Genomic DNA, 22,132 nt, shown 5'->3' with positions numbered 1-22,132 from the left:
GCTCTCGCCGCCATCGGCTATGTTCTGTACTAGTTCGTACATACTGCCTCGGAGAGGACCCGATGGCAAGCGTCGAAACATAGGGAGTGTCTTCAGCCCTGCTCGGAAGCTCGAGCGTCGGGGCGATAGCGCGACTGCGCGGCGATACGAACGGCAGCATTGCTCGCGCCGTAAGCCTGGTAATTACGTCGCTGCACGATCTCGAAAAAGAAACGCTTGGCGAACGCACGGGTGAACAACTGGAAGTATTCGCCCTGCCCCTCGCGCTCGTACAGGATATTGTGGGCGGCAAGGCGTTCGATCAGCGCGCTGTCGAGATCGAATCTGGCCTGCAGATCTTCGTAATAGTTCGCCGGAATGGGCAGCGTCTGTACGCCGCGCTCCTGCAACAACTGTGCGGTGCTGAAGATATCGTCGGTCTGCAATGCCAGGTGCTGCACGCCCGCGCCCATGAATCCATGCAGGAAACGCGACGACAGGGTCTGCGGTGTCGGCGAGCTGTTCAGCACGATACGAAAGGTTCGATCCGACGACTCCACGGCCTGGCTGTAGACCAATCCGAACGGATCGTCGATCTCGACCTGCGCAGTCTTGGAGACTGCAAACAAGGAGAGGTAGTACAAGAGCCAGGACAGCATGGCATCGTACTGCATCGTCTGCGTCACATAGTCGATGCGAAGCAACCCGACGCCACGCGCGCCTGCTATCGAATCGCTGACCGAGAGGAAATCGTTCTTCCAGACGTGCTGCTGTTCACCATCCCGGATGAAATAAAGCAAGCTCTCGCCCACGCCGCGCGCCGCGGGAATTTGCAGCTCTCCGGGTCCGACGGGCTGGGAGAAACTGCTGATCTGCAGCGCCTGCGAGCGTTCCATCGCCGCCTGCACATCCTCGACACGTACGCCCATCGCACACACTGACGCGCCATGCATGTCCGCGTAGGCTCGAGCGAAGCTGGCAGGCTCGTTGTTGATCAGCAAATTGATGCCGTTCTGGCTCCAGCGCGTGACTCGCTTGGAGCGATGCCGTCCGGTGAGCGTGAAGCCCAAGGTCTCGAACATCTGCCCTAGCGGCTCGACCTCGTTGTCGTTGGCAGCAAACTCGATGAACTCGATGCCGTGACACTGGACCCGCGGTGGCCGACCCGATCCTTTCGCCAGCAACAAACGTCGAGCGACCTGATCTTCGATGTATCGCAGGGCTCGCATGCCATCGACTGCGCTCGTCGACGCTGCGCTCGCCCGGTAACGATCGTTGAACACTTCGAGGGACCAGATGCCGTTGTAGCCACGGGCCCGCAGCGCCGCGACGTACACTTCCAGATCCAGCTCGCCCTGCCCTGGCAAGTACCGGAAGTGACGACTCCAGGAGCGGAAGTCCATCTGAATCACCGGCGCGTCCGCGAGGTGCACCAGAAAGATCCTGGCCGGATCGATGTCGGGCAGGCTGTCGATGGGAATGTTTCGGACCAGCGAATGAAAACTGCCGAGCACCAGGCCCAAGGCGGGATGATTGGTTTCCTTCACGACCGACCAGGCTTCGCGGTGATCGAAAATATATCGACCCCACGCCAGCGCCTCGTAGCCGATGCGCATGCCACGCGCGTGCGCCCGTTCGGCCAGCTCATGGAAGTCCGCAACGATGCGTTGACGATCGCCTGAGGTGGCTGTGGATGCATTGCTGCCGACGATCAGCAGATCCGCGCCGACCTGCTCCATGGTGTCGAGCTTGCGCTCGATCAGATTGAAGTTGTGGGTTCGAACGGCGCCGGACATGCCTTCGAAATCATCGACTCGTTGGAAGGCGGTGCACTTCAACCCGAGCTCGCGGATCGTCCGCCCGACATCTCGCGGCGTGCCGTCGAAGGCGAGCAGGTCGTTCTCGACCAGCTCGACACCCTCGAAGCCGGCGTCGGCAATGGCGCGCAGCTTGGCGTCGAGCCGGCCGCTGATCGAAACGGAGGCGATGGACGTGAACATAGAGGGCGCTCCTCGGCACGTACGTCCGTACCGGTTCGTACAGTGTACGCGCCGAATGCCCCGCGCACCATTGCGCTGCGCAGTCCCTGCTCCGCGCAAGCCCAGGGTGTACATCCATGTACGCGGAGCGAAGCCGTGCTTCGCTGAAAGACACCGCCGAGCCCCTGGCCGGCGAGGCGTACCGATGTGAGCGTGTCAGCCCTTGCGCACTTCCAGCAGCCGCTCCACCGCTTCGATGATGATCTTCTTGTGCCGCTTGCGCAGCTTCGGATCGGACAGGTCGCGATCGAAGATGGCGCCGAAGGTGTGCCGGTTCGACACGCGGAAGAAACAGAACGCGCTGATCAGCAGATGCACGTCCACCGGATCGAGATCGGCGCGGAACACGCCTTCCTTGCGCCCCCGCTCCAGGATGCTGGTGAGCGTGCGAATCACGCTCTGGTTCACGTCCTTGATCGAGGTGAGGTTGGTGAGGTGCTTGGCCTGATGAATGTTTTCCACGCTCACCAGGCTGATGAACAGCGGATGGGTCTCGTCGTAATCGAACGTCAGCTCGATCAGCTTGCGCATGGCGGCGCGCGGCTCCATGTCGAGCAGCTTGGCTTTTTCCTCGAGCGCGCGGATATCCATGTACGCCTTTTCGAGCACTGCCTGATACAGGCCCTCCTTGCCCTTGAAGTAGTAATAAATCATGCGCTTGGAGGTGCGCGTGCGCTCCGCGATCTGATCGACGCGCGCGCCACTCAAGCCATTGATGGCGAATTCCTCGGTGGCGACCGCGAGGATGTCCTGCACCGAGGCCTCGGGATCGCGCGTCACCACCGGCGGTTGTTCCGCGGTGGCTTTTTTCTTAGGCATCTTGCTCATGACTGACCTCGTTCATTGACACTCTGTACTGCCTGGTACATAGTGAAAAAATGGACCGGTTGGTACACGACCGGCCTCGATGAATATGCATTCTGGGGGAACGGGATGGAGAACACGGCGACGGTGGCGGTGAAGGCGGACACGGGCGCCGTGCGCAGCCGCGCGCGGCTGACCGTGTTGGGACTGATCACTGTCGGCACCATGATCAATTATCTGGATCGTGCCGTGCTGGGCGTCGCCGCCCCGTCGATGACCAGGGAGCTGGGGCTGGATGCGGTCGTGATGGGCATCGTGTTCTCGGCTTTTTCTTGGACCTATGCCGCGGCTCAGATTCCCGGCGGCGCGTTCGTCGATCGCGTCGGCGCGCGGCTGTCGTATTTCTGGTCGGTCAGCATCTGGTCGGTGTTCACGCTGCTGCAGGGCCTGGCGTCGGGCCTCGTTTCCTTGCTCACATTCCGCCTCGGATTGGGCGTCGCCGAGGCGCCATGTTATCCCACCAACAGCCGCGTGCTAAGCACATGGTTTCCACAACACGAGCGCGCCCGCGCGACCGGAGTTTACTCGGTGGGCCAGTACTTCGGCCTGGCGTTCCTCAGTCCCCTGCTGTTCTGGATCGTCGCCGAGCTCGGCTGGCGGGCGCTGTTCGTGATCGCCGGGGTCGCCGGCCTGTTATTCGCGGCGGTCTGGCTGAAAATCTATCGAGACCCGCAGGATCATCCCACCGTCAACCGGGCGGAGCTGGACTACATCGAGGCCGGCGGCGGGCTGGGTTATCGCGGCACGGCCACGCCGTTCGCTTGGCGCAATATCGGCGCACTGCTGAAGCATCGGCAGGTGCTCGGCGCGTCGATCGGCCAGTTCGCCGGCAATTCCACGCTGGTGTTCTTTCTGACCTGGTTCCCGACCTATCTTGCCACCGAGCGGAACATGGGCTGGCTCAAGGTCGGCTTCTATGCCGTGATGCCCTTCATCGCCGCCTCGGTCGGCGTGCTGGTCGGCGGCTGGGTTTCGGACACGATCATCCGACGCACCGGCTCGGCGACGCTGGGCCGCAAGCTGCCCATCCTGACCGGCCTGCTGCTCGCCTCCACCATCGTGATCGCGAACTTCGTCGATAGCGATCAGGTCGTGATCGCCGTGCTGTCGGTGGCGTTCTTCGGCCAGGGCATGGTCAACCTGGGCTGGACGCTGATCACCGACGTGGCGCCGAAGCGGCTGATCGGTTTGACCGGCGGCGTATTCAATCTGTGCGCGAACCTCGCCGGCATCGTCACGCCGCTGGTCATTGGTGTGATCGTCGGCGCCACCGGCTCGTTCTTCTACGCCCTCGCCTACATCGCGTTCGTCGCCCTCATTGGCGCACTGTCCTACATCTTCATCGTAGGCGAGGTGAAGCCGGTGGCGATGGACGTCTAGTCGCGAGGCGTCCGCGGCGCGCCGGCGCCCACGGCGCCCGGCATGTTCACAGTCGAGAAGAACTCCATCCGGCTCACATCGAAGCGCCGAGTATCGATCTCGTCGCCGAACTCGATGAACTCCTGCGTCCGCACCGTAAACCTCGGCACCTTCACTTCGCTCGTCGACGGAGTGCCGGTCTTTGCGAACGCCACCAGTACATCCGACATCTTATTGGCCAGGGCGCGATCGTAGTCCGTCCAGGCGCGAGTACGACGGATGCGGTTATAAACATCCTGGGTCAACAAGAAGAACGGCACCTCGCTCGTGTGATAAGCGCCGGCCGTCGCGGGATTGAGGTCGGCAATCGCCACGCCCGGCTCATACGAATGCGGATGGCTGTACATGTACACGTAAGTCGCCGCCTTGCCTTGGGCCACTTGTCCAAGCGCCCAGCTACGAATCGACGTTGCCATGCCGCCGTCACGAACGGCAGTAGCGCCGACAGTCGATACATCCGCATCGGATCGCACCGGATAGAGCTTCAGGAACTGATCGGCCTTGTCGCCGAAGTACTTCTTTGCTGCCGTGTTGAATTCATCGAGGGTGCGAGCCGTGCGCAGCTCGTTGCCGCTCTCGTCGCGGGTGAAGCCGATCAGCAAGGGCACGTCGTTCTGCTCGCCGCTTGCAAAGATCTCTCGCGGCGTGCGCGGCATGAAGTGAGCGTCGATGTTCGGTCGGAACCGCACGGTGCCTGCCGTACCGCCCAACTGGAACTCGGCTTGCGCTGCGAGGATGCGATCGGCAGGCACGTTGCGAAGGTCGGCCAGCGAGCTGACTTTGAGTGCCCGCTGCAATTCCAGACCGGACTGCTCAGCCTCGCTTTGCGAGATCGGGTCCGATCCGGCTCGCAAGCCACCGCCACTCATGCCGACGATACGATGAAACAACCCCTTCGCAAGCCCACTGGCCTGCAGGCTGAAAGCAGAGCTGGCGCCGGCCGATTGGCCCATCACGGTCACCCGATTCGGATCGCCGCCGAAATGTTCGATGTTTCGCTGGATCCACTGCAGGGCCGCGATCTGATCGAGGTGGCCATAGTTGCCTGAGGCTCGATGCGGAGAAGTCGCTGTCAACTCAGGGTGCGCCATGAAGCCGAACGCTCCGACGCGATAGCCGGCAGTGACATACACAACGCCCTTCTGCGCCAGCCCTTCGCCGCCATAGTTGGGCATGCTCGCCGAGCCGATGGACAATCCACCGCCATACAACCACAGGATGACGGGCGCCTTCTCCCCTTGCGGCAATGAAGCCGGCGCCCAGATGTTCAGATACAAACAATCTTCGCTGGTCGCCTCCTCGCCAAAGTAATGATTGATGTTGTGCGGCCGGAGGATCTGGATGCACTCGGGCGCGAAGCGATCGGCGTTGTAAACGCCTTTCCACGTCTCGCGCGGCTGAGGCTCGGCCCATCGCCGCTCGCCCGTCGGTGGCGCGGCGAATGGCACACCGAAATAGGCTCGCACACCGGACGGAAGCAGTTTGCCGCTGACGTTGCCGCTATCGATGGCGACTGGGTCGCCGGGAATTGGATTCTCGACGATCTGCGCCTGGCCGCTGCTCATCCACAAAGCGGTCGTTGCCAACAGCGCGCGAAACACGGCCGCACGCAGGCTCAAAGACTTCTGCATTCGATTCCCCGCAATCAACGTGGCGTCATTCGTCGTTCGTCGCCGCCTCAGGTCGAAACGTGGCTCACCTTCCGGCCCGGCGAATAGATGTCCATGATGTTCCAGTGGCCCGCGGTGGGCACCGGCGCATTCTCCATGATCACATCCAGCAAATACGGTTTGCCACAGCTCACCGCGTGTTCCAGCGCCGACTTGAATTGATCCGCCGACTCGATGCGCACCGAATCCACTCCGTATGCTTTAGCCACGGCCGCGAAGTTCGGCGAGTACGGCTGGTCGTTGTGACGAAACACTGTGCCGAACGTCGTGCCGAAGTGGGCTTTCTCCAAGCCCGCGATCGTGCCGAACGCTAGATTGTTCATCACCACCCACACGACGGCCGCGTTCTGCTCGACGGCGCTCGCCAGCACAGCGGGGTTCTGTCCGAATCCGCCATCGCCGACGAGCGACACTACCACTCGATCAGGTCGCGCGATCTTCGCGCCTAGTGCAGCCGGCGCGCCGAAGCCCATCGTGGCGTAACCGCCGGGCGTGAGGATCGTGCCAGGCTCGTAGATGGGAAACTGTTGCCCGACCCCATTCTTGTTCCAACCGACATCGGTCGTGATGAAGGCATCCCGAGGCAACACGGCCCGCACATCGGCGAGGATGCGCTCCGGCCGCATGGGGAACTGCGCGCTCGCCTCTGCCGCGGCGTTGTTACTCTTGAACTGCTTGCGATAGGCGGCAATCTCCTGTCGCAGCGACTCGTTGCCTCTCGGCTGCGGCAGCAACTCGCGCGCGACACGGTTCAACACGGTCAGCGCCTGCTTCAGATCCGCGATTACACCGATCTCCACCGGATAGTTTCGGCCGAGTTCCGACGGATCGATGTCGATGTGGATCAGCTTGGTCGGCGGCATGTTGAAGGTGTACTCACCTTCCCACGAGCTGCAGTCGGCCTCGCAGAAGCGAGTGCCCAACGCGAGCACATAGTCGGCATTGCGACAGCTGTCGTTGATGTACTTCGTGCCCCAGAAGCCGGTCATGCCAAGGGTCAGCGGATGATCGTCGGGCAGCGCGCCCTTACCCATCAACGAGTGCGCGACTGGAATGCCCAGATGGTCGGCGAAATCACGCAACTCCTGAGCCGCATCCGCGAGCAGAATGCCGCCGCCGACATACATCACGGGTTTACGTGCGCTCAGCAGCGTCTTCACGATGGTTCGAGCGGTGGTGTCGTCGATGGACGGCTTCTGATAGGCCGATGCGTTCGCCTTCACGCGATCGAACAGCGTCGAGCGCGCTTCGGCGGAGAAGATATCCATCGGCACGGAGATCAGCACCGGCCCGGGCCGTCCACTCTCGGCGAGATGGAACGCCTTGTCGACGATCTCCGGCAGGTGATCCGGGCGCTCGACTCGCCACGCGCGTTTAACGAACGGCCGATAAATCTCGAACTGCGAGGCGTCGGCGTGCATGTTCACTTCTTGATGAGGATGCTTGCCGTAGTAGTGACTCGGCACATCGCCGGCGATCACGACCATCGGGATCGAATCGAGCGCCGCGTTCGCCACCCCCGTCGCCGCATTCGTAAGACCTGGCCCGAGATGGCTCAGCACCACCCCGGTCTTTCGACTTGCCCGCGCGTAGCCATCGGCCGCATGAGCTGCGATCTGCTCATGCCGCGTGTTCACGAAGCGAATCGAGCTCTTCTCGAGTGCCGCCAGCACCGCAATGTTGGTGTGACCGCACAGGCCAAAAATGTGATCGACCCCGCGCGCTTCGAGATATTCGACCAGCAACTGGGCTACGGTTTGTGTCATACGGACCTCGAGCTTCGAATGCCAATGCGTTATCGATCCGGATCGAGCGAGCGTCGCTCCGGGCCGCTGTAGGTGTAGGGAATCTCTTTGGGCATGGGGCCTTTGATGCGCTGGTTCAGCTGCGTCTGTTCCCATGCGTGCGACAGAATTCCCACGGAGCGCGACAAGATGAACAAGCCGCGCCCCATGGGCGGGGGAAATCCCAATTCGGAAAAGATCACTGCGGTGATGCCATCGATATTCATCGGAATGGCTTTGCCAGTGCGACGCCGCAGCGCCGCTTCCACTTCCCTGCCGATACGCGCGTAGTTGCCCGAAACTGTGCCATCGCGAGACGCGCTCTCGACCAGCGCAAACAAAGGAGCAACGCGCGGGTCGACGGGATGAAAGCGATGCCCGAAGCCGGGAATGATCTTGCCATTGCGCGCGATGTAGCTGTCGAGCACACGATCGGTCGACGCCGCCAGATCGTTGCCGCTGGCCGCACGAACCTCCTCATACAACTCCATGCATTGTTGGCCCGGGCCGCCGTGAATGTCGCCGAGCACGTTGACGCCGGAGGCGACGGCATTGTTGAGATCGACGCCGCAAGTGACTGCCATGCGAGCGATGGCGATCGAAGGTGCGTGCGGTCCATGATCCACCGACGCCACCAGCGCGGCCTCGAGCAGCTTGCTTTGTCCCTTGGAGGGCAGCTCGCCTCGAGTCATGAGCCAGATCATGTCGGGGAACGAAATGCGCCCGATCAGCTCCTGAATGGGATAGCCGCGGATGCCGATCTCACCTGGATGAATATCGATGATGCGCGTGTTCCACCAGGCTTGCGCCTTGTCGACCAGCCCCTGCGAATCGTCACTCATATCGCACCGACAGCGCGGAAACTCTCGATCTCTTCCGATCCGTAGCCGAGATCGCGAAGCATTGCTTCGGTGTGCTGGCCCAAGGTCGGCGGCCGAAGATCGGAAGGAGCATCGGCATCGGAGTAGCGATATCCACCCTGCACCACGCTCACTTCCTTGCCGACGCCCGCGACATTCGAGACCTTGCGGATCAACTGGCGATGCGCGATCTGAGGCAGATCGAGTGCCTGCGGCACGCTCAACACGCGCCCCGCGGGTACGCCGGCTTTGTTGAGCTGATCTTCCCAGTACACAGCCGGTTGCTGGCGGAGCTCAGTTTCGATCAGCAGCGTCAGCACTTCCCGATTGCGCTTGCGAGATTCGCGCGTCAGGAAGCGAGGATCGCCGACGAGATCCGGCCGCTCGATGAGCTTCGCCAGTGACGCAAACTGATCGTCGGTATTCGCAGCGATGTTCAACAGGCCCGCGCCCGTTCTGAACGTACCCGACGGCGCAGCCGTGAAGTTGTCGTTGCCAATGGGCTCGGGCTCGAGACCCGCGATCAGATAATTCGAGACGATCCAGCCCATGGTTGCGATGGTGGAATCGAGCATGGAGACGTCGATGAAGCGGCCCTCCCCCGTGCGTTCCCGCCCCACGAGTGCACTGGAGATGGCGAAGGCTGCAGTCAGTCCGCCAATGCTGTCGCTTACGGGATAGCCCACGCGATAGGGAGCGTTGTGACGATCGCCGGTAATGCTCATCACACCCGACATGCCCTGCACGATCTGGTCATAGGCCGGCGCCTCGCGCATCGGCCCTTCCTGACCGAAGCCGCTGATCGCGCAGTAGACCAATTTGGGATTGATGCCGGCGAGCGCGTTGTAGCCCAGGCCGAGTCGATCCATCACGCCGGGCCGAAAGTTCTCGACCAGCACATCGGCGCTGCGCACCAGCCGGCGGAAGATTTCTTTGCCGCCTTCGAGCTTCAGATTCAGCGTCATGGATTTCTTGCCGCCGTTCTGTGCAATGAACGATGCGCCCATGAGCTGCTGGCTCAACTCCAGGTCGGCCCCGAGCTGACGCGCGAGGTCGCCGGCACCCGGCACCTCGACCTTGATGACCTCGGCGCCCGACAGCGCAAGCTGATACGAGCAGAACGGCCCGGCCAATACATTGGTGATATCGATGACGCGGATCCCGGACAGCACTGCCGTCATGAAGACTTCCTCGCTGGGCCACTGGCAATCCAGACACATTTGGTGTCCAGGTACTCGCGGATCGCATCGACGCCAGACTCACGCCCGACACCGGAGCGTTTCATCCCGCCGAACGGTGCGGTGAAGCTGGTCGCACGATAGTTGTTCACCCAGACGGTGCCGGCCTTGAGCTTCGCGGTCATCGACATCGCGCGATCCACATCCTTCGTCCAGACCGCGGCGGCCAGGCCGAATGCCACGTCGTTAGCGATCCGCAAAGCGTCCGCCTCGTCTTCAAACGGAATCACGCAAAGCACAGGACCGAAGACTTCTTCCTGCGCGATCCGCATGCGCATGTCGACGTTGGTGAAGATGGTGGGCTCGATGAACTGGCCCGCACCGAGATCGGTACGCGCCTGGCCGCCCGCGACACAGCGCGCGCCCTCGGCTTTTGCGATATCGATGTACTTGAGGATCTTTTCGAACTGAGGACGCGTGGCGATCGGGCCGACCTGCGTCTCGGCCAAGGTGGGATCGCCCAATCGCAGCCCTTTGGTGAATGCGACCAGACGCTCGACGAACTGGTCGTGGATGGACCGTTGTAGCAACAGCCGAGAGCCCGCCTGACAGCTCTGTCCCGACGCGGCGAAGATGCCGGCGAACACGCCGTTCAATGCCTGATCGAAATCGGCATCTTCGAAGATGATATTCGGCGACTTGCCACCCAGCTCCAGCGTGACCGTCTTCAAGCCACGCGCGGCGAGCTCGTAGACGCGAACGCCGGCCGCCTCGCCGCCGGTAAAGCCAATGTGAGCAACATCGGGATGCGAAACCAGCGGCGCGCCGACTTCATCGCCAAAGCCCGTCACCACATTCACGACGCCGTCCGGGAAACCGGCGCGTCGAAACAAATCGGCGAACTCGACGATCGCACAGGAAGTGAACTCGGAAGGCTTGATGACCGCTGTGCATCCCGCGGCGAGCGCCGGCGCCAACTTCCAACTCGTCAGCGTCAGAGGCGAGTTCCAGGGTGTGATGATGCCAACGACGCCCTTGGCCTCGTAGCGAATGTAGGTGAGCGCGCCGCCTTTATCGTTCGGCACGACATGACCTTGCACCTTGTCGGCAAGGCCGGCGTAGTAATGAAAATATTCGCCGACGTAGCGGACTTGCGAGTTGACCTCCGAGGCCAATTTGCCGTTATCGCGCTGTTCGATCTGCGCCAGGCGCGGCGCCTCTTCGATGATGAGATCGGCAACCTTGCGCAGTAACGCCGCTCGCTTCGACGCCGTGATTTCAGACCACGCTGGATTCGCGAACGCCGATTTCGCCGCGCTTACTGCCGCCGCCACATCGTCGGCATTACCGCGTGCCACCTCCGCCCAAGCCTCGCCCGTGTACGGATTTTCACTCGCGAGGTAGCTCCCGCCGCGCGGCGCTGTCTCCTTGCCGCCTATGTAGTGCCCATAGCGTCTCATTTATTCGGCCCGCAGCCGTCCGCACTCATCGAGACGATGAGAATCCCCGCGGCGGCCGGACGGTAGAGTAGCCCTTTATGGACTAACTAGTCCATACGCGTGTACCATTTGGTTCATAGTGACCGCCGCCGGGCCGCGCATGCATCCTGAATATTCCCTCGCCTATCTCACTGTGCTGGGCATGGCCCCACCCCGCATGGTCGCCGTCGCAGCCAAGGCGGGCTACACCTACGTTGGCCTACGGCCCAGCGCCGTCACAGACGACGAGCCGCGCTATCCGCTGCATCGGGATCGCGCGATGTTGTTGGAAACAAAGCGGCAGCTCGCGGCCACCGGCGTGCGGGTGCTGGATGTAGAGCTCATTCGCCTGACGCCGGACTTCGATGTCCACGAGCAAGATGCGCTGCTCGACGCGAGCGCCGAACTCGGCGCCCGACATCTCATCGCTCAGGGCTCCGATTCAAACCTGGAGCGCGTTACCGAGCATTTCGCCCAACTGTGTGACGCCGCGGCCAAGCGTAATCTGACCGCCGATATCGAGTTTGTGACGTGGACGGAGACAGCTGATCTCGCGCGCGCCGCTGCGATCGTTCGAGGCGCCGCCCGAAGCAACGGCGGGTTACTGATCGATACGCTGCACTTCTCACGCTCCAACGAGGACGTCGCCGAACTCGCCAAACTGCCAGGGTCATGGTTCCACTACGCGCAAGTCTGCGATGCGCCGAGCGAGCCGCCCAAAACACTGGACGGATTGATCTTCGCCGCTCGCAACGACCGGATGTTTCCTGGCGCGGGCGGCCTGGATCTGCAGGGCATCCTCGGCGCCCTGCCCCCGGGGATTCCCTATTCGCTCGAAATCCCCACGACGGCGCTGGCGAAAAAGGTGGGATTGGAAGAATGCGCGCGGCTCGCCATCGAGAGCGCGAAGGACTTCTTCGCAGCCAAGACGTTGCGCCAGCCGCCATCGACGCCGTCGCCGCGCCGCTTGCATCACTGAGAAAACGCAGGCGCCGAGGAGCGTTCTGCCCCTCGGCGCCCGACCAAACATCAGAAGTTCAGCTGCAGACCGGCGTAATAGTAACGACCCAGGATGTCGTACGTGCCCGGCTGCGTCTGACCGATGGTGCCGCCAACGATCGGCGGTTCCTCGTCGGCGATATTATTGACGCCGCCACGGAACAGGATGCCGTCGTTCAGGCGATAGGCCAGCGTCAGATCGAACAAGTCATAGGCCGGCACACCGGGCGCCGGGCTCGCCGGCCGAGTCACCGCCGTCACATCATCCATCGAGGGCAGATGCCGCCACCGCACGCCCGCCTCGAAATTCGTGAGCCGATACGTCACGGACATCAATGTCTTCCAGTCCGGCAGCGGAATGCCGCCGTTCTGCGTGCCGTCGATGGTGCCCGCGAACTCCTGCCAGGCCGAGCCTTCGAGCAGTTGCACTTCATAGGAGTTCGTGAAGTTCGCGACCAGATTCACATCGAGGTTGCCCGGACCAGCCGGGAACTGCCAGTCGATCTGCGCATCGACGCCGCTGGTGCGCAAGCCGCCGAGATTGAAGTACGGGGTCGCGATGATGTCGACGCCGCCCGTCGTGGCGTTGCGTTGAATGATGCCGCAGTAGACGTTGGCGGCATCGTACGTAGGATTGCTGCCGTCGAGGTTGTAGCACTTGCTGAGCGCCGTGCCGCCACTGACCGGCCCGATCACATCGGTGATATCGATGTCGTAGTAGTCCACCGAGATCGACACATCCGAGAACAGCGGAGCATCGAACGCCGGACGCCACACGGCGCCGAAGGTGATCGTGTCCGCTTCTTCGGGCGTCAACTCGGTGTTGCCGCTGTTGATCACGCCGATAGCCACCGTCGTGTACTGATACGTGTCCGCGATCTGCCCCGGAACACCAGTCGCCACGCAGAGCGCTCGAACTGCTGCCCCATTGGCGCCAGTGCGCGCGGACGAACGCACGTCGCACGGATCGCCTTGCCCTGGCGGCGAGCCGATCTGCGCCTGCGCCCCGAGTCGGTTGTACAACTCGCCAATATTTGGCGCGCGAATCGCATGCTCGAAGCCGCCTCGGAACGAGAAGCCGCGGAACGGCTCCCACAGACCGTCAGCCTTGTAGGTTTCAACTCTGCCCGAGACATCGTAGTCGGAGACGCGGAAACCCAGGTTCAAATCCAGGCGATGCGCGAACGCCTTGTCTTTCAGCAGCGGCACGAGCAACTCGAGCGCCGCCTCTTTCACATCGCTCGAGCCGTCCGCAGGATAGGTCTGCAATGTGCCGATGATGTCGAGATTCTCGCGCGACGGATCGGGATCGAACTCGAACTTGTTCTCGCGAGTATCCAGAGTGAACGCGAACTTCAAGTCGCCGGCAGGCATGGCGAACAGCGAACCTTTGACGCTCGCTTCGAAGATGGTCTGTGTCAGCTGCGTGTAGTCGTGAGTCTCGGCTTCGAGGTATTCACGGCACTCCTGTGAAACGTTCGTCGAGTTCCCGAAGCCGAAGGGATTGAAGCCGCCCGCGCAAATCGATGCGCCACCGTCTGCAGCGTACAGCAGCGTGCGCATGCGAGAGTTGAGGATCGCCTTGTCTTGCGTTTCGACCAGATCGGTCGAGTCATACGACCCGTAGATGTCCCACTGCCAGTCCTTGAACGGCAGATCGCCCCGCACGCCAAAGATATATTGGCCGACCGTGAAGTCGGATGGGAAGGCGCGCGCTTCCAATCCCATGAAGCGCTGGTTGATGGTGAAGTCGGCCGTCGGATTCGGCCGCGATGCCAGAATCGTGCGCAGGTCATTCGGAATAAAGGGATTCGTTACCGGCACGGTCGGCACCACGTACAGCGTCGGTGTCCAGCCCACCTGCCCGGTCGCGGTCGTGCGGTTGTAAAGGAACTGGCCGTACGCTTCGATGTGCTCGGTCACGTCATAGTCGAACTTGCCGAAGAACGACTTGCGCTCCATCGGATTGACGATGTACTCCTGATACGTGACCGGCTGGCGAACATTGTTGCCGGTGGTGCTGAAGTACTCGGTGGTCGGGCCCTTGTAGTTGATCACGCCGATCTGGCCGAACAGCGAACCGTCGTCGTTCACGCCCAGTGAACGAGAGTTGAGCACAGCCCCCGGCGCCACACCGTACTGGGCAAACACCGTGTTGAGCGCGGCCTGCGTCGGCAAGTTGGTGGGTGACGGCACGTAGGTGCCATTCGCGATGAACGAGGACAACACGCCGAGCTGATAGAAATCCCGATCTTTACCGAACAGCACATCGCGATCGGTGTAGCCGGCCGACAGCATCACGTTGCCGCGGCCCTCCTCGATCTGGAAGCCAGCGGTGATGCCCACATCGGTGGTATTCGCGTCGCCACGATCGCTGATGCCCGAGCGCAGGTCGATCTGCACGCCGTCGACGCGGCGCTTGGTCTTGAAGTTGACGACACCCGACATCGCGTCCGAACCGTACACGGCCGACGCACCGCCCGTGATCGTTTCCACCCCTTCGAGGATGAACTGCGGAATCAAGTTAACGTCGACGACAGCATTCGCATTCGACAGCGGCAGGCGCCGACCGTCGAGCAACACCAGGTTGCGCTGCTCGCCGAGGCCGCGCAGATTCAGCGATGCACGTCCCGCCAGCGCGACTGCGCCGATCGTGCTCTGCGTCTGGCCCTGCACGAACTGCGGCAGCTGATTCAACGCGTTCTCGATGTTGACCGTGCCGGTCTGAGTGATGGCCGCCTCGCCGAACGTGACGATCGGGCTGCTCGATGAATAATCCGGCCGCGAGATGCGCGAGCCTGTGACGACCAGCTCTTCGACTTCCTCGGTGGCGGCAGTGCTGGCCGGCTCGGCAGCCTGGCCGGAGGCAGCACCGGCGGTAAAGACGGCAAGGAAAGACGCAGCCTGCGCGGCAGCCATTGTTCTAATACGCATCGATTGCCCCCTGTCTTGACGATGTTCTCGAGCGCTCGCGCGTTTCCATTGCCCTGAAATGAAACATGGGCTCACGAGCGCATGCCAGCTTCGGGGGCGAGCGGATTTCCATTGAGTGTACGAACTAGTACGTTTGTGTCAAGAGCAGTACATCGGGCAGCATGCGCGTTGACATGTACGAAATGGTTCGTTTATGGTCGATCGACCGGCGCGTGCTCCGATGCGCCGGCGAACAGCAAACAAACGACGATGTAAGGGGGGCGTGCGAATGGAACATTTGCATGACGAGCGCATGCGCGCGGCCGCCGGCCATGAAGTCGTGACACCGATTACCTGCTCGCGCGGGCCGCCTCCGCCCTGACCCTTTCGATCCAGCGGCCATCAACCTCGTTGCGCCAAGTGCGGCGCTCTCTAGTCGCGCCCGACCGACGGACGCGCACAACGTGTCATGGAGATTTCGATGAAGCTCAAACTCGCCTTGTCTCTTGCGACTGCTGCGCTCGGTCTCGCCCCTATCGTTGCGAATGCCAGCGACGACTCGGACGAGCGCCGCGGCGGTCATCACCATCCCCGCCCTCGCGCTGCCGATCTCGATGATTGCTGCACGGCTGGCGACGCGGACTTTCCGAAAGTCGGCGGCAATCTTGGCAATCAGAACTACAGTCGGTTGAAACAGATCAATCGAGCGAAGCTGCGCAAGCTCGGCGCCGTGTGGCTGAACAAGATCGAAGGCGGCATGACTACTGGCACGAATCAGAGCACGCCTGTGGTCGTCGATGGCGTCATCTATATCGAATCGGCGCTTGGCAATGTGATCGCGGTCGACGGACGCACCGGACAGACCAAATGGAAATATCTGCAGACGCGCGGCACTCTCACGCGTCGCGGCGTCGCTGTGGGTCAAGGGTTGGTGTTCACGCTATCCGGCGACAACTACGTCGTCGCGCTCGACAAAGACACCGGCGAGGTCGTGTGGGAGCGGCAGCACGAAGGCTGGGGCAATGTGGAGAAAGTCGCCGTCGTTTATTACGGCGGTCGATTGTTCATCGGGACCAATGACGCCGATCGAAACGCGGCGCTGGCGCTCGACGCTACGACCGGTGACAAGCTCTGGCATTTCTGGGGCGCGCCCGGCCCGGGCGAGTTCGGCAATGACACCTGGGAAGGCGACACGTGGCAGGAAGCCGGCGCGGCTCCCTGGATTCATCCTGCCATCGACCCCGAGCTGAAAACCGTCTACTTCACGTTCGGGAATATTCGCGCGGGCTCGTCGCAAAATGGCTCGACGCGCGGCGGCGACAACTTGTTCGGCAACTCCATCGTCGCGCTCGACATGGATACCGGCGCCTACAAGTGGCACTTCCAGTCCGTCCATCACGACATCTGGGACATGGACAATGTGATGGCGCCGGTCATCGTCGACGCGAAGATCCGCGGACGCGATCGCAAACTCATCGTCTACGGCAGCAAGTCGGGCATGTACTACGTCCTCGATCGCCGCGACGGCAGCGCCCCGCTCGGCATCGACGAAGTACCCGTGGCGCAAGAGCCGCGACAGAAAACTTCGCCGACCCAGCCGTTCCCACGACAAGGCGCATGGACGGAAACCTGCGTCGTCGATCAGCCGCTGGGCACTGCAATTCCAGGCAATCCCAACCGTGCCGTCCCCAACTATGAGCGCGGTTGTATCTATCCGGCGCATTGGGATGTTCCGATCCTGTCGATTCCCGGTCACGGCGGCGGCGCGGACTGGAATCATCATTCGTTCAGCCACAGCACCGGGTTGATGTATACGGGCTTCGGCTACGTGGCCTCCGCTCATTCACTCACCGAATCGAGCAATGGCTTGCGTCCGCCGGGCGAGTACCAGACGGGTGGCATCGTCGCGGTCGATCCCAGCACCAATCGCATCCGTTGGAAGAAGCGCATGCCGTACTCGCTGGCGCACGGCAACGGCATTCTCACGACGGCGTCGGATCTGCTGTTCATCGGCCAGCCCGATGGCAATCTGCTCGCGCTCGATGCACGTAACGGCGAAGAGCTGTGGCGTTTCCAAACCGGCGCAGCCATCAGCGCGAGCCCGATCAGCTATGAGATCGACGGCGAACAGTACATTGCGATCTATGCCGGCGGCACCGGCATTCCTTACGGCAACTCAGCGCCGCGCGGCGACAATCTGTGGGCATTCAAGCTTGGCGGCAAACTCGCGGAAGCACCGACTCCACCTGCGCCCGTCGTGCGCCGGCCGGTGTCCGGCGGCCCTGTCGAAGGCAGTGTCGTTGCCAACACCATCGTCCTCGCTCGAACCTATAACGCTGCGACCAATACGGTTGGCACAACTGAGTCGACGGCGGTCAATGGCATGGCGCCGACTCACCTGCGCGTCGCGCCTGGCACGATTGTGACCTTCACCAATCCGGCCACGAACCTCAACACCCACTGCGCCACGCAGTTCTTCGAAGGCTTGTTCAACTTCCGTCTCGCGCCCGGCGACTCGGCGACGTATCGGTTCGATCAGCCCGGCGAATATTTCTTCAACGACTGCTTCAGCCCGCGCCCGACCGGCAAGGTGGAAGTCGTGCAGCCAACCAACAACCAATAGGGGATACAAACATGACGAATAAACCGGCTCTGTCGCGAGCAGCGTGGCTTGCCGCCGCGACATTGGGACTTTCATTGCCAGCGGTCGCCGGCGATCGCGGCTATGACGACGACGATCATTACGATCGCCACGACAAGAACAGCAGCTACGATCCCGCGTACAACGTTTGTCGAGGCGTCGATCCACGTTGCTATCACGACTGGGCGGCGGCCGAGCGCGAAGGCAATCGCGTGCTGATTTACTCGCGCACCGCCGGGCCGCGGCACGCGAATCTCGGCCCTCGTCTTGCGGCTGGATTGAACCCGGCGCTCGGGGCCGGCAACGTGGTGCAGAACGCACTCAAGAGCTGGCTCGAACAGGAAGGCATCGAAGTCGACTGGACCGAAGATGTCACGCGCCTGTCCAATTTGCATCGCTACAAGGCCGTGATCTTTGCCAGCACGACTCGCGACACACTGCAGGCGCACGGCCGCGCGATCGATCCAGCGCTCGCGGTCAATACCTCTACCAGCGCGCACCTGGATGCGGCAAAGACTGCGCTTCGACAATACATCCGCGCTGGCGGCGGATTCGTCGGCATCCACAATGCGTTTGGCACGGAGTACAACTGGCCTTGGTACGAAGGACTGCTCGGCAACGCCAACTACTACGATCACGGCGCGAATCAGGACGGCATGGTGAAGATCGTCTCGCGCAACGATTCATCCACCAATGGCCTGCCGAAGACCTGGCCCTTCCGCGATGAGTGGTACAACCTCGAGCCCTTCCCCACGCGCGTGAAGTTCCTCGCGACGGTTGACGAAAACACGCTGGCCACGCGTCGTGAGTTGCATCCGGGCCATGGTGACTTTCATCCCGTGACATGGTGCCAGTACTACGACGGCGGCCGCTCCTGGGTCACGACCCTGGGCCACGATGGCGCGGCATTTACCGACGGCTCCGGCTTCCCTGGCCAGCCGCAGTTCAAACAGATGATCGTGAATGGCATCAAGTCGGCGATGGGGTTGGCGCCGTTCTGCACGAGTGGACGTTGATTCGATGCGCTTTGAGCGTGCCCTGCTGGCTGTCCTGATCGGCGTCGGCATCAGCTCTCACGGCGCGGCGGATGAGCGCAAACTTTCATTCGCCGCGCCGGCTGGGCTGACCGTCGTCAACGACCATCTCTACTTTGGCGCGTCCGATCCCGACACCGGCTTCGAACTGTGGATGTCCGACGGTACCGAGGCCGGCACGCGTCAGGTCAAGGACATTCGCCCCGGCTTCCGCGGCTCGTATCCCGCCTTCATCACATCGTTCCGCGATCGCGTCTTCTTCGCGGCGGACGACGGCGCGAACGGCATCGAGCTGTGGACAACGAATGGAAGTGCGCAAGGCACGGCGCTCGTCAAAGACGTCCAGCCAGGACCAAACGCATCGACACCTAACAGTCTCACCGTCGCCGGCGACCACCTCTATTTCGTCGCCGACGACGGCCAGCATGGGCATGAGCTATGGCGAACCGACGGCACGGCCGACGCCACCAGCCTCGTCGCCGATATCTCGCCAGGATCGGCGGGTTCCGTGCCCCGCCACCTCACCGCAGCTGGCAATCATCTCTTCTTTGTCGCAAGCGACCCTGCCGCGGGGACGGAAGTCTGGGTCACCGACGGCACACCGTCCGGTACGCGCCGCGTTAGCGACATCAATCCCGGCTCATCGGACACCACCGTGCATTCCTTGACCGCGCTCAATGATTTTCTCGTGGTTGTCGCCGCCGATGAGGCTCACGGCATCGAGCTCTGGCGCACAGACGCGCAGGCAAACACACGATTGATTAAAGATATCCGCCCCGGCCCGGCCGCCTCGCGACCGCGCTATCTGCAGCGACTCAACGATCGCATCTACTTTCAAGCCGACGACGGCAAGCACGGCTTCGAGCTGTGGCGCACCGATGGCACGGAACGAGGCACGCAGCTGGTCAAGGACATTCGACCCGGCGTCGAAAGCTCACTGCCCAGTCATCTCGCCGTCGTGGACAACGTTCTCTTCTTCGCAGCGATGGATGGAAAGCACGGCGTCGAACTGTGGCAAAGCGACGGCACAACGAGCGGTACGCGCCTCACGGGCGACATCAACGCAGGAACGGACAGCTCATCGCCGGGCCAACTCACCGCCATCGGCGATGCCCTCTACTTCGCAGCGGGCACGCCGGCGCACGGCTGGGAACTCTGGAGCGCGAACAAACGCACCCAAGCACTCTCGATGATGACGGACGTCCGGGCCGGAAAAGATAGCGCCTACCCGCACGAATTTGTCGCCCTCGGCAAGCACATCGCGTTCGTCGCCGACGACGATCGAGGCCAGGCGCGGCTCTGGATACTCAAGCCGAATGGAGAAACGTCGCTACTCCATTCAGGAACATCTGCACGCTGATCATCACCAGCACCATGCCCATCAAGCGCTCCATGGCAATCAGGCCACGCTCGCCGAGCGCTCGATAAAAGAACGGCGCCGCGATCAGGATGGCCGCGGTCGCCGACCACGCGATCGTCGTCGCAAGCCACAGTTGGAACGTGCTCTCGGCGGTCGCCCGGAGCAGCAGCAAGGTCGCCAGCGTCGAGGGCCCGGCGATCAGCGGAATCGCCAGCGGCACCACCAGCGGCTCGTCGTCGCCCGCCTCGTCATGCCCACCGGGCGCGGGGAAGATCATGCGCAGCGCAATCAGGAACAACACGATGCCGCCAGCGATGCTGATCGTCTCCTGCTTGATCTGCAGCAGTGTCAGCGCCTTGTCACCCACCAGCATGAAGAAGATCAGGACCACGTACGCGATCAACACCTCGCGCACCAACACTTTCCGCCGCCGCTCCGGCGGCACTCGCTTGAGCACGGCCAGGAACACCGGCACGTTGCCCAGCGGGTCCATGATCAGCCAAAGCGTGATGACGGCGGAAAGAATGTCCATCCGCCCAGGATCTCACAAACGGGCGGAGCGCGACTATGGGAGCGGCCCTAGCGCCGCAACGGAAACATCGCCCGCACCTGCGGATCGCGCAGCCACAGGCCGCCCCACATGAATAGGCCGAGGTAGATGCTGAAGAGCTGGTGACTGGACAGCGGGTTGCCGGTCCGGATCTGAGTGGCCATGGCGCCGCCGAACACGCCCATGAACAGGATGGCGCCCAGGATGTTGGTGCGGGGATAGAGATAAAGCACCAGGCATACGAGCTCGAGAATACCGATGCCGAAGGCGTAGCCCGGCGGCCAGCCGAGCTGATTCATGGTCTCCTCGGCCACCGGCATGCCGAGCAGCTTGGGCGTAACCGATGCCCCCAGGATAAACAGCGCGAACAGCGCCGTGAGCACCCGGCCCGTCCAGATCGTCGGCGTCGCTTTCATGGTCCCTCCCGCCGGTGGCGGTGTTGGTCGAAAAAGAGGATTCGACCCTAGGACGCTCTTAGTAGGCGACTTCCGACAACTGCACGGATCAAAAAAGCGGGATCAGCCGAAGCGGCGAAACAGGCGGATGAGGGAGTTGACCTTGGGCTGCGGCTTCGGCTCGGGCCGATACGCCTGGGTGCGGATCGTCCGCTCGCGCCACTCGAAATACGAAGGGCTCGACGGCGTATCGTCCTCATCGATCAGGGAGAGACGATCGATTCGTGAGCGAGAGCGGCCGCGAGCTTGGTTTTGCATGGGCGCCAACTTAGGGCAGCCCCCGCCCCGCCTGAATAGGGCGGCCGCTGAACGCACTCTGCGGCGCCCACTCTCTGCAGAAATTTCCGGTGCGCTCGCGGTACCTATTGGAGCAGCGGCAATTGCTGGGCAGACTTCATCCCGGAATCATGATCGCCCGAAATCTCATATCGGTCATTTTGCTCGCGGTTGTACTGCTGGCGTCGGGCGGTTGCGCGACGCTTCAAGGTCGCGATCCATTGCAGGTAACGGTTGCCGGAATCGAGCCGCTCCAGGGCCAGGGGCTGGAGCTGCGCATGCTCGTGAAGCTGCGCGTACAGAATCCAAACGACACGCCGGTCAACTACAACGGGGTGGCGGTCGAAATGAACGTACAGGGAAAAACTTTCGCCACCGGCGTCAGCGACGCCGATGGGAATGTGCCGCGCTTCGGCGACGCCATCGTCAGCGTGCCGGTGACCGTCTCCGCGTTCCGAATGGCAGGTCAGGCAGTCGAAATGATCCGGCGCGGTGGCAGCGGGCCGATTGCCTATGAATTGAAAGGCAAGCTCAACGGGTCGACCTTCAACAGCATCCGGTTCCGCACGCAAGGTGAATTCGACCTGCCAGCACCGGCTACGGACAGGGACGACAGGGGCTGATCGACGATCA

17 protein-coding genes are annotated in these 22,132 nt (G+C 62.3%); 6 read left to right on the top strand and 11 right to left on the bottom strand.

Annotated elements, in window-relative coordinates:
• Positions 1-92: 92 nt before the first annotated feature.
• Positions 93-1,979 (bottom strand): bifunctional sugar phosphate isomerase/epimerase/4-hydroxyphenylpyruvate dioxygenase family protein, encoded by a 1,887-nt coding sequence (locus GYH35_RS12100; RefSeq protein WP_161812087.1) that lies wholly within the window; start codon positions 1,977-1,979, stop codon positions 93-95.
• Between the two features lie 195 nt (positions 1,980-2,174).
• Positions 2,175-2,846: a TetR/AcrR family transcriptional regulator gene (locus GYH35_RS12095; RefSeq protein WP_161812086.1), complete on the bottom strand. Its 672-nt coding sequence runs from the start codon at positions 2,844-2,846 to the stop codon at positions 2,175-2,177.
• Between the two features lie 105 nt (positions 2,847-2,951).
• On the opposite strand from GYH35_RS12095, the gene GYH35_RS12090 reads away from it, so the two are divergent.
• Positions 2,952-4,262, top strand: a complete 1,311-nt coding sequence (locus tag GYH35_RS12090; RefSeq protein WP_161812554.1) for an MFS transporter — start codon at positions 2,952-2,954, stop codon at positions 4,260-4,262.
• On the opposite strand, the gene GYH35_RS12085 is transcribed toward GYH35_RS12090, so the two are convergent.
• Genes GYH35_RS12085 through GYH35_RS12065 form a run of 5 tightly spaced genes read right to left on the bottom strand, consistent with a single transcriptional unit; the run spans position 4,259 to position 11,253 of the window.
• The gene (locus GYH35_RS12085; protein WP_161828524.1) at positions 4,259-5,932 is read right to left on the bottom strand and encodes a carboxylesterase/lipase family protein; all 1,674 of its coding nucleotides are present in this window, start codon (positions 5,930-5,932) and stop codon (positions 4,259-4,261) included. The genes GYH35_RS12090 and GYH35_RS12085 overlap by 4 nt on opposite strands.
• A gap of 47 nt (positions 5,933-5,979) precedes the next feature.
• Positions 5,980-7,737, bottom strand: a complete 1,758-nt coding sequence (locus GYH35_RS12080; protein ID WP_161828523.1) for a thiamine pyrophosphate-binding protein — start codon at positions 7,735-7,737, stop codon at positions 5,980-5,982.
• A 29-nt stretch (positions 7,738-7,766) separates the two neighbouring features.
• A complete protein-coding gene (locus tag GYH35_RS12075) occupies positions 7,767-8,597 on the bottom strand; it encodes a citryl-CoA lyase (RefSeq protein ID WP_161812083.1) in 831 nt (276 codons plus the stop codon).
• Entirely contained in the window at positions 8,594-9,796 is a 1,203-nt protein-coding gene (locus GYH35_RS12070; protein ID WP_161812082.1) for a CaiB/BaiF CoA transferase family protein, read from the bottom strand. Before GYH35_RS12070 ends, GYH35_RS12075 begins: the two co-directional genes overlap by 4 nt.
• Positions 9,793-11,253 carry an aldehyde dehydrogenase gene (locus tag GYH35_RS12065; RefSeq protein WP_161812081.1) on the bottom strand — a complete coding sequence of 487 codons (1,461 nt, stop codon included), beginning with the start codon at positions 11,251-11,253 and terminating at the stop codon, positions 9,793-9,795. Before GYH35_RS12065 ends, GYH35_RS12070 begins: the two co-directional genes overlap by 4 nt.
• Before the next feature lie 139 nt (positions 11,254-11,392).
• On the opposite strand from GYH35_RS12065, the gene GYH35_RS12060 reads away from it, so the two are divergent.
• Positions 11,393-12,250 carry a sugar phosphate isomerase/epimerase family protein gene (locus GYH35_RS12060; RefSeq protein WP_161812080.1) on the top strand — a complete coding sequence of 286 codons (858 nt, stop codon included), beginning with the start codon at positions 11,393-11,395 and terminating at the stop codon, positions 12,248-12,250.
• A gap of 50 nt (positions 12,251-12,300) precedes the next feature.
• On the opposite strand, the gene GYH35_RS12055 is transcribed toward GYH35_RS12060, so the two are convergent.
• On the bottom strand, positions 12,301-15,204 hold the full coding sequence (locus GYH35_RS12055; RefSeq protein WP_161812079.1) for a TonB-dependent receptor domain-containing protein: 2,904 nt from the start codon (positions 15,202-15,204) through the stop codon (positions 12,301-12,303).
• A 460-nt stretch (positions 15,205-15,664) separates the two neighbouring features.
• Here GYH35_RS12055 and GYH35_RS12050 point away from each other — a divergent pair, with 460 nt between their 5' ends.
• Genes GYH35_RS12050 through GYH35_RS12040 form a run of 3 tightly spaced genes read left to right on the top strand, consistent with a single transcriptional unit; the run spans position 15,665 to position 20,218 of the window.
• Positions 15,665-17,806 (top strand): outer membrane protein assembly factor BamB family protein, encoded by a 2,142-nt coding sequence (locus GYH35_RS12050; protein WP_202624261.1) that lies wholly within the window; start codon positions 15,665-15,667, stop codon positions 17,804-17,806.
• Positions 17,807-17,817: 11 nt separating this feature from the next.
• Complete coding sequence (locus GYH35_RS12045; RefSeq protein WP_161828521.1) at positions 17,818-18,840, top strand: ThuA domain-containing protein; 1,023 nt, start codon at positions 17,818-17,820, stop codon at positions 18,838-18,840.
• A gap of 4 nt (positions 18,841-18,844) precedes the next feature.
• Complete coding sequence (locus GYH35_RS12040; protein WP_161828520.1) at positions 18,845-20,218, top strand: ELWxxDGT repeat protein; 1,374 nt, start codon at positions 18,845-18,847, stop codon at positions 20,216-20,218.
• Here GYH35_RS12040 and GYH35_RS12035 read toward each other — a convergent pair.
• The 3 genes from GYH35_RS12035 to GYH35_RS12025 form a co-directional block, all read right to left on the bottom strand.
• The gene (locus GYH35_RS12035; protein WP_161812075.1) at positions 20,166-20,750 is read right to left on the bottom strand and encodes a YhgN family NAAT transporter; all 585 of its coding nucleotides are present in this window, start codon (positions 20,748-20,750) and stop codon (positions 20,166-20,168) included. The two genes, GYH35_RS12040 and GYH35_RS12035, sit on opposite strands and share 53 nt — an antisense overlap.
• Before the next feature lie 47 nt (positions 20,751-20,797).
• Complete coding sequence (locus GYH35_RS12030) at positions 20,798-21,184, bottom strand: DoxX family protein (protein ID WP_161828519.1); 387 nt, start codon at positions 21,182-21,184, stop codon at positions 20,798-20,800.
• A gap of 102 nt (positions 21,185-21,286) precedes the next feature.
• The gene (locus GYH35_RS12025; RefSeq protein ID WP_161828518.1) at positions 21,287-21,481 is read right to left on the bottom strand and encodes a hypothetical protein; all 195 of its coding nucleotides are present in this window, start codon (positions 21,479-21,481) and stop codon (positions 21,287-21,289) included.
• A 149-nt stretch (positions 21,482-21,630) separates the two neighbouring features.
• Between GYH35_RS12025 and GYH35_RS12020 the strand changes: the two genes are divergently transcribed.
• Positions 21,631-22,122, top strand: coding sequence for an LEA type 2 family protein (locus GYH35_RS12020; protein WP_161828833.1), 492 nt, complete (start codon positions 21,631-21,633; stop codon positions 22,120-22,122).
• Positions 22,123-22,132: the final 10 nt, after the last annotated feature.

This window comes from Steroidobacter agaridevorans (assembly GCF_009932555.1).
GTDB lineage: Bacteria > Pseudomonadota > Gammaproteobacteria > Steroidobacterales > Steroidobacteraceae > Steroidobacter > Steroidobacter agaridevorans.
The sequence above is the reverse complement of the archived record's forward strand: the minus strand, read 5'-3'. Positions and strand labels throughout refer to the sequence as shown.

Coding starts and splice junctions, on each gene's coding strand:
- GYH35_RS12100 (WP_161812087.1), bottom strand. CDS start 1,979: ATGTTCACGTCCATCGCCTCCGTTTCGATCAGCGGCCGGCTCGACGCC.
- GYH35_RS12095 (WP_161812086.1), bottom strand. CDS start 2,846: ATGAGCAAGATGCCTAAGAAAAAAGCCACCGCGGAACAACCGCCGGTG.
- GYH35_RS12090 (WP_161812554.1), top strand. CDS start 2,952: ATGGAGAACACGGCGACGGTGGCGGTGAAGGCGGACACGGGCGCCGTG.
- GYH35_RS12085 (WP_161828524.1), bottom strand. CDS start 5,932: ATGCAGAAGTCTTTGAGCCTGCGTGCGGCCGTGTTTCGCGCGCTGTTG.
- GYH35_RS12080 (WP_161828523.1), bottom strand. CDS start 7,737: ATGACACAAACCGTAGCCCAGTTGCTGGTCGAATATCTCGAAGCGCGC.
- GYH35_RS12075 (WP_161812083.1), bottom strand. CDS start 8,597: ATGAGTGACGATTCGCAGGGGCTGGTCGACAAGGCGCAAGCCTGGTGG.
- GYH35_RS12070 (WP_161812082.1), bottom strand. CDS start 9,796: ATGACGGCAGTGCTGTCCGGGATCCGCGTCATCGATATCACCAATGTA.
- GYH35_RS12065 (WP_161812081.1), bottom strand. CDS start 11,253: ATGAGACGCTATGGGCACTACATAGGCGGCAAGGAGACAGCGCCGCGC.
- GYH35_RS12060 (WP_161812080.1), top strand. CDS start 11,393: ATGCATCCTGAATATTCCCTCGCCTATCTCACTGTGCTGGGCATGGCC.
- GYH35_RS12055 (WP_161812079.1), bottom strand. CDS start 15,204: ATGCGTATTAGAACAATGGCTGCCGCGCAGGCTGCGTCTTTCCTTGCC.
- GYH35_RS12050 (WP_202624261.1), top strand. CDS start 15,665: ATGAAGCTCAAACTCGCCTTGTCTCTTGCGACTGCTGCGCTCGGTCTC.
- GYH35_RS12045 (WP_161828521.1), top strand. CDS start 17,818: ATGACGAATAAACCGGCTCTGTCGCGAGCAGCGTGGCTTGCCGCCGCG.
- GYH35_RS12040 (WP_161828520.1), top strand. CDS start 18,845: ATGCGCTTTGAGCGTGCCCTGCTGGCTGTCCTGATCGGCGTCGGCATC.
- GYH35_RS12035 (WP_161812075.1), bottom strand. CDS start 20,750: ATGGACATTCTTTCCGCCGTCATCACGCTTTGGCTGATCATGGACCCG.
- GYH35_RS12030 (WP_161828519.1), bottom strand. CDS start 21,184: ATGAAAGCGACGCCGACGATCTGGACGGGCCGGGTGCTCACGGCGCTG.
- GYH35_RS12025 (WP_161828518.1), bottom strand. CDS start 21,481: ATGCAAAACCAAGCTCGCGGCCGCTCTCGCTCACGAATCGATCGTCTC.
- GYH35_RS12020 (WP_161828833.1), top strand. CDS start 21,631: ATGATCGCCCGAAATCTCATATCGGTCATTTTGCTCGCGGTTGTACTG.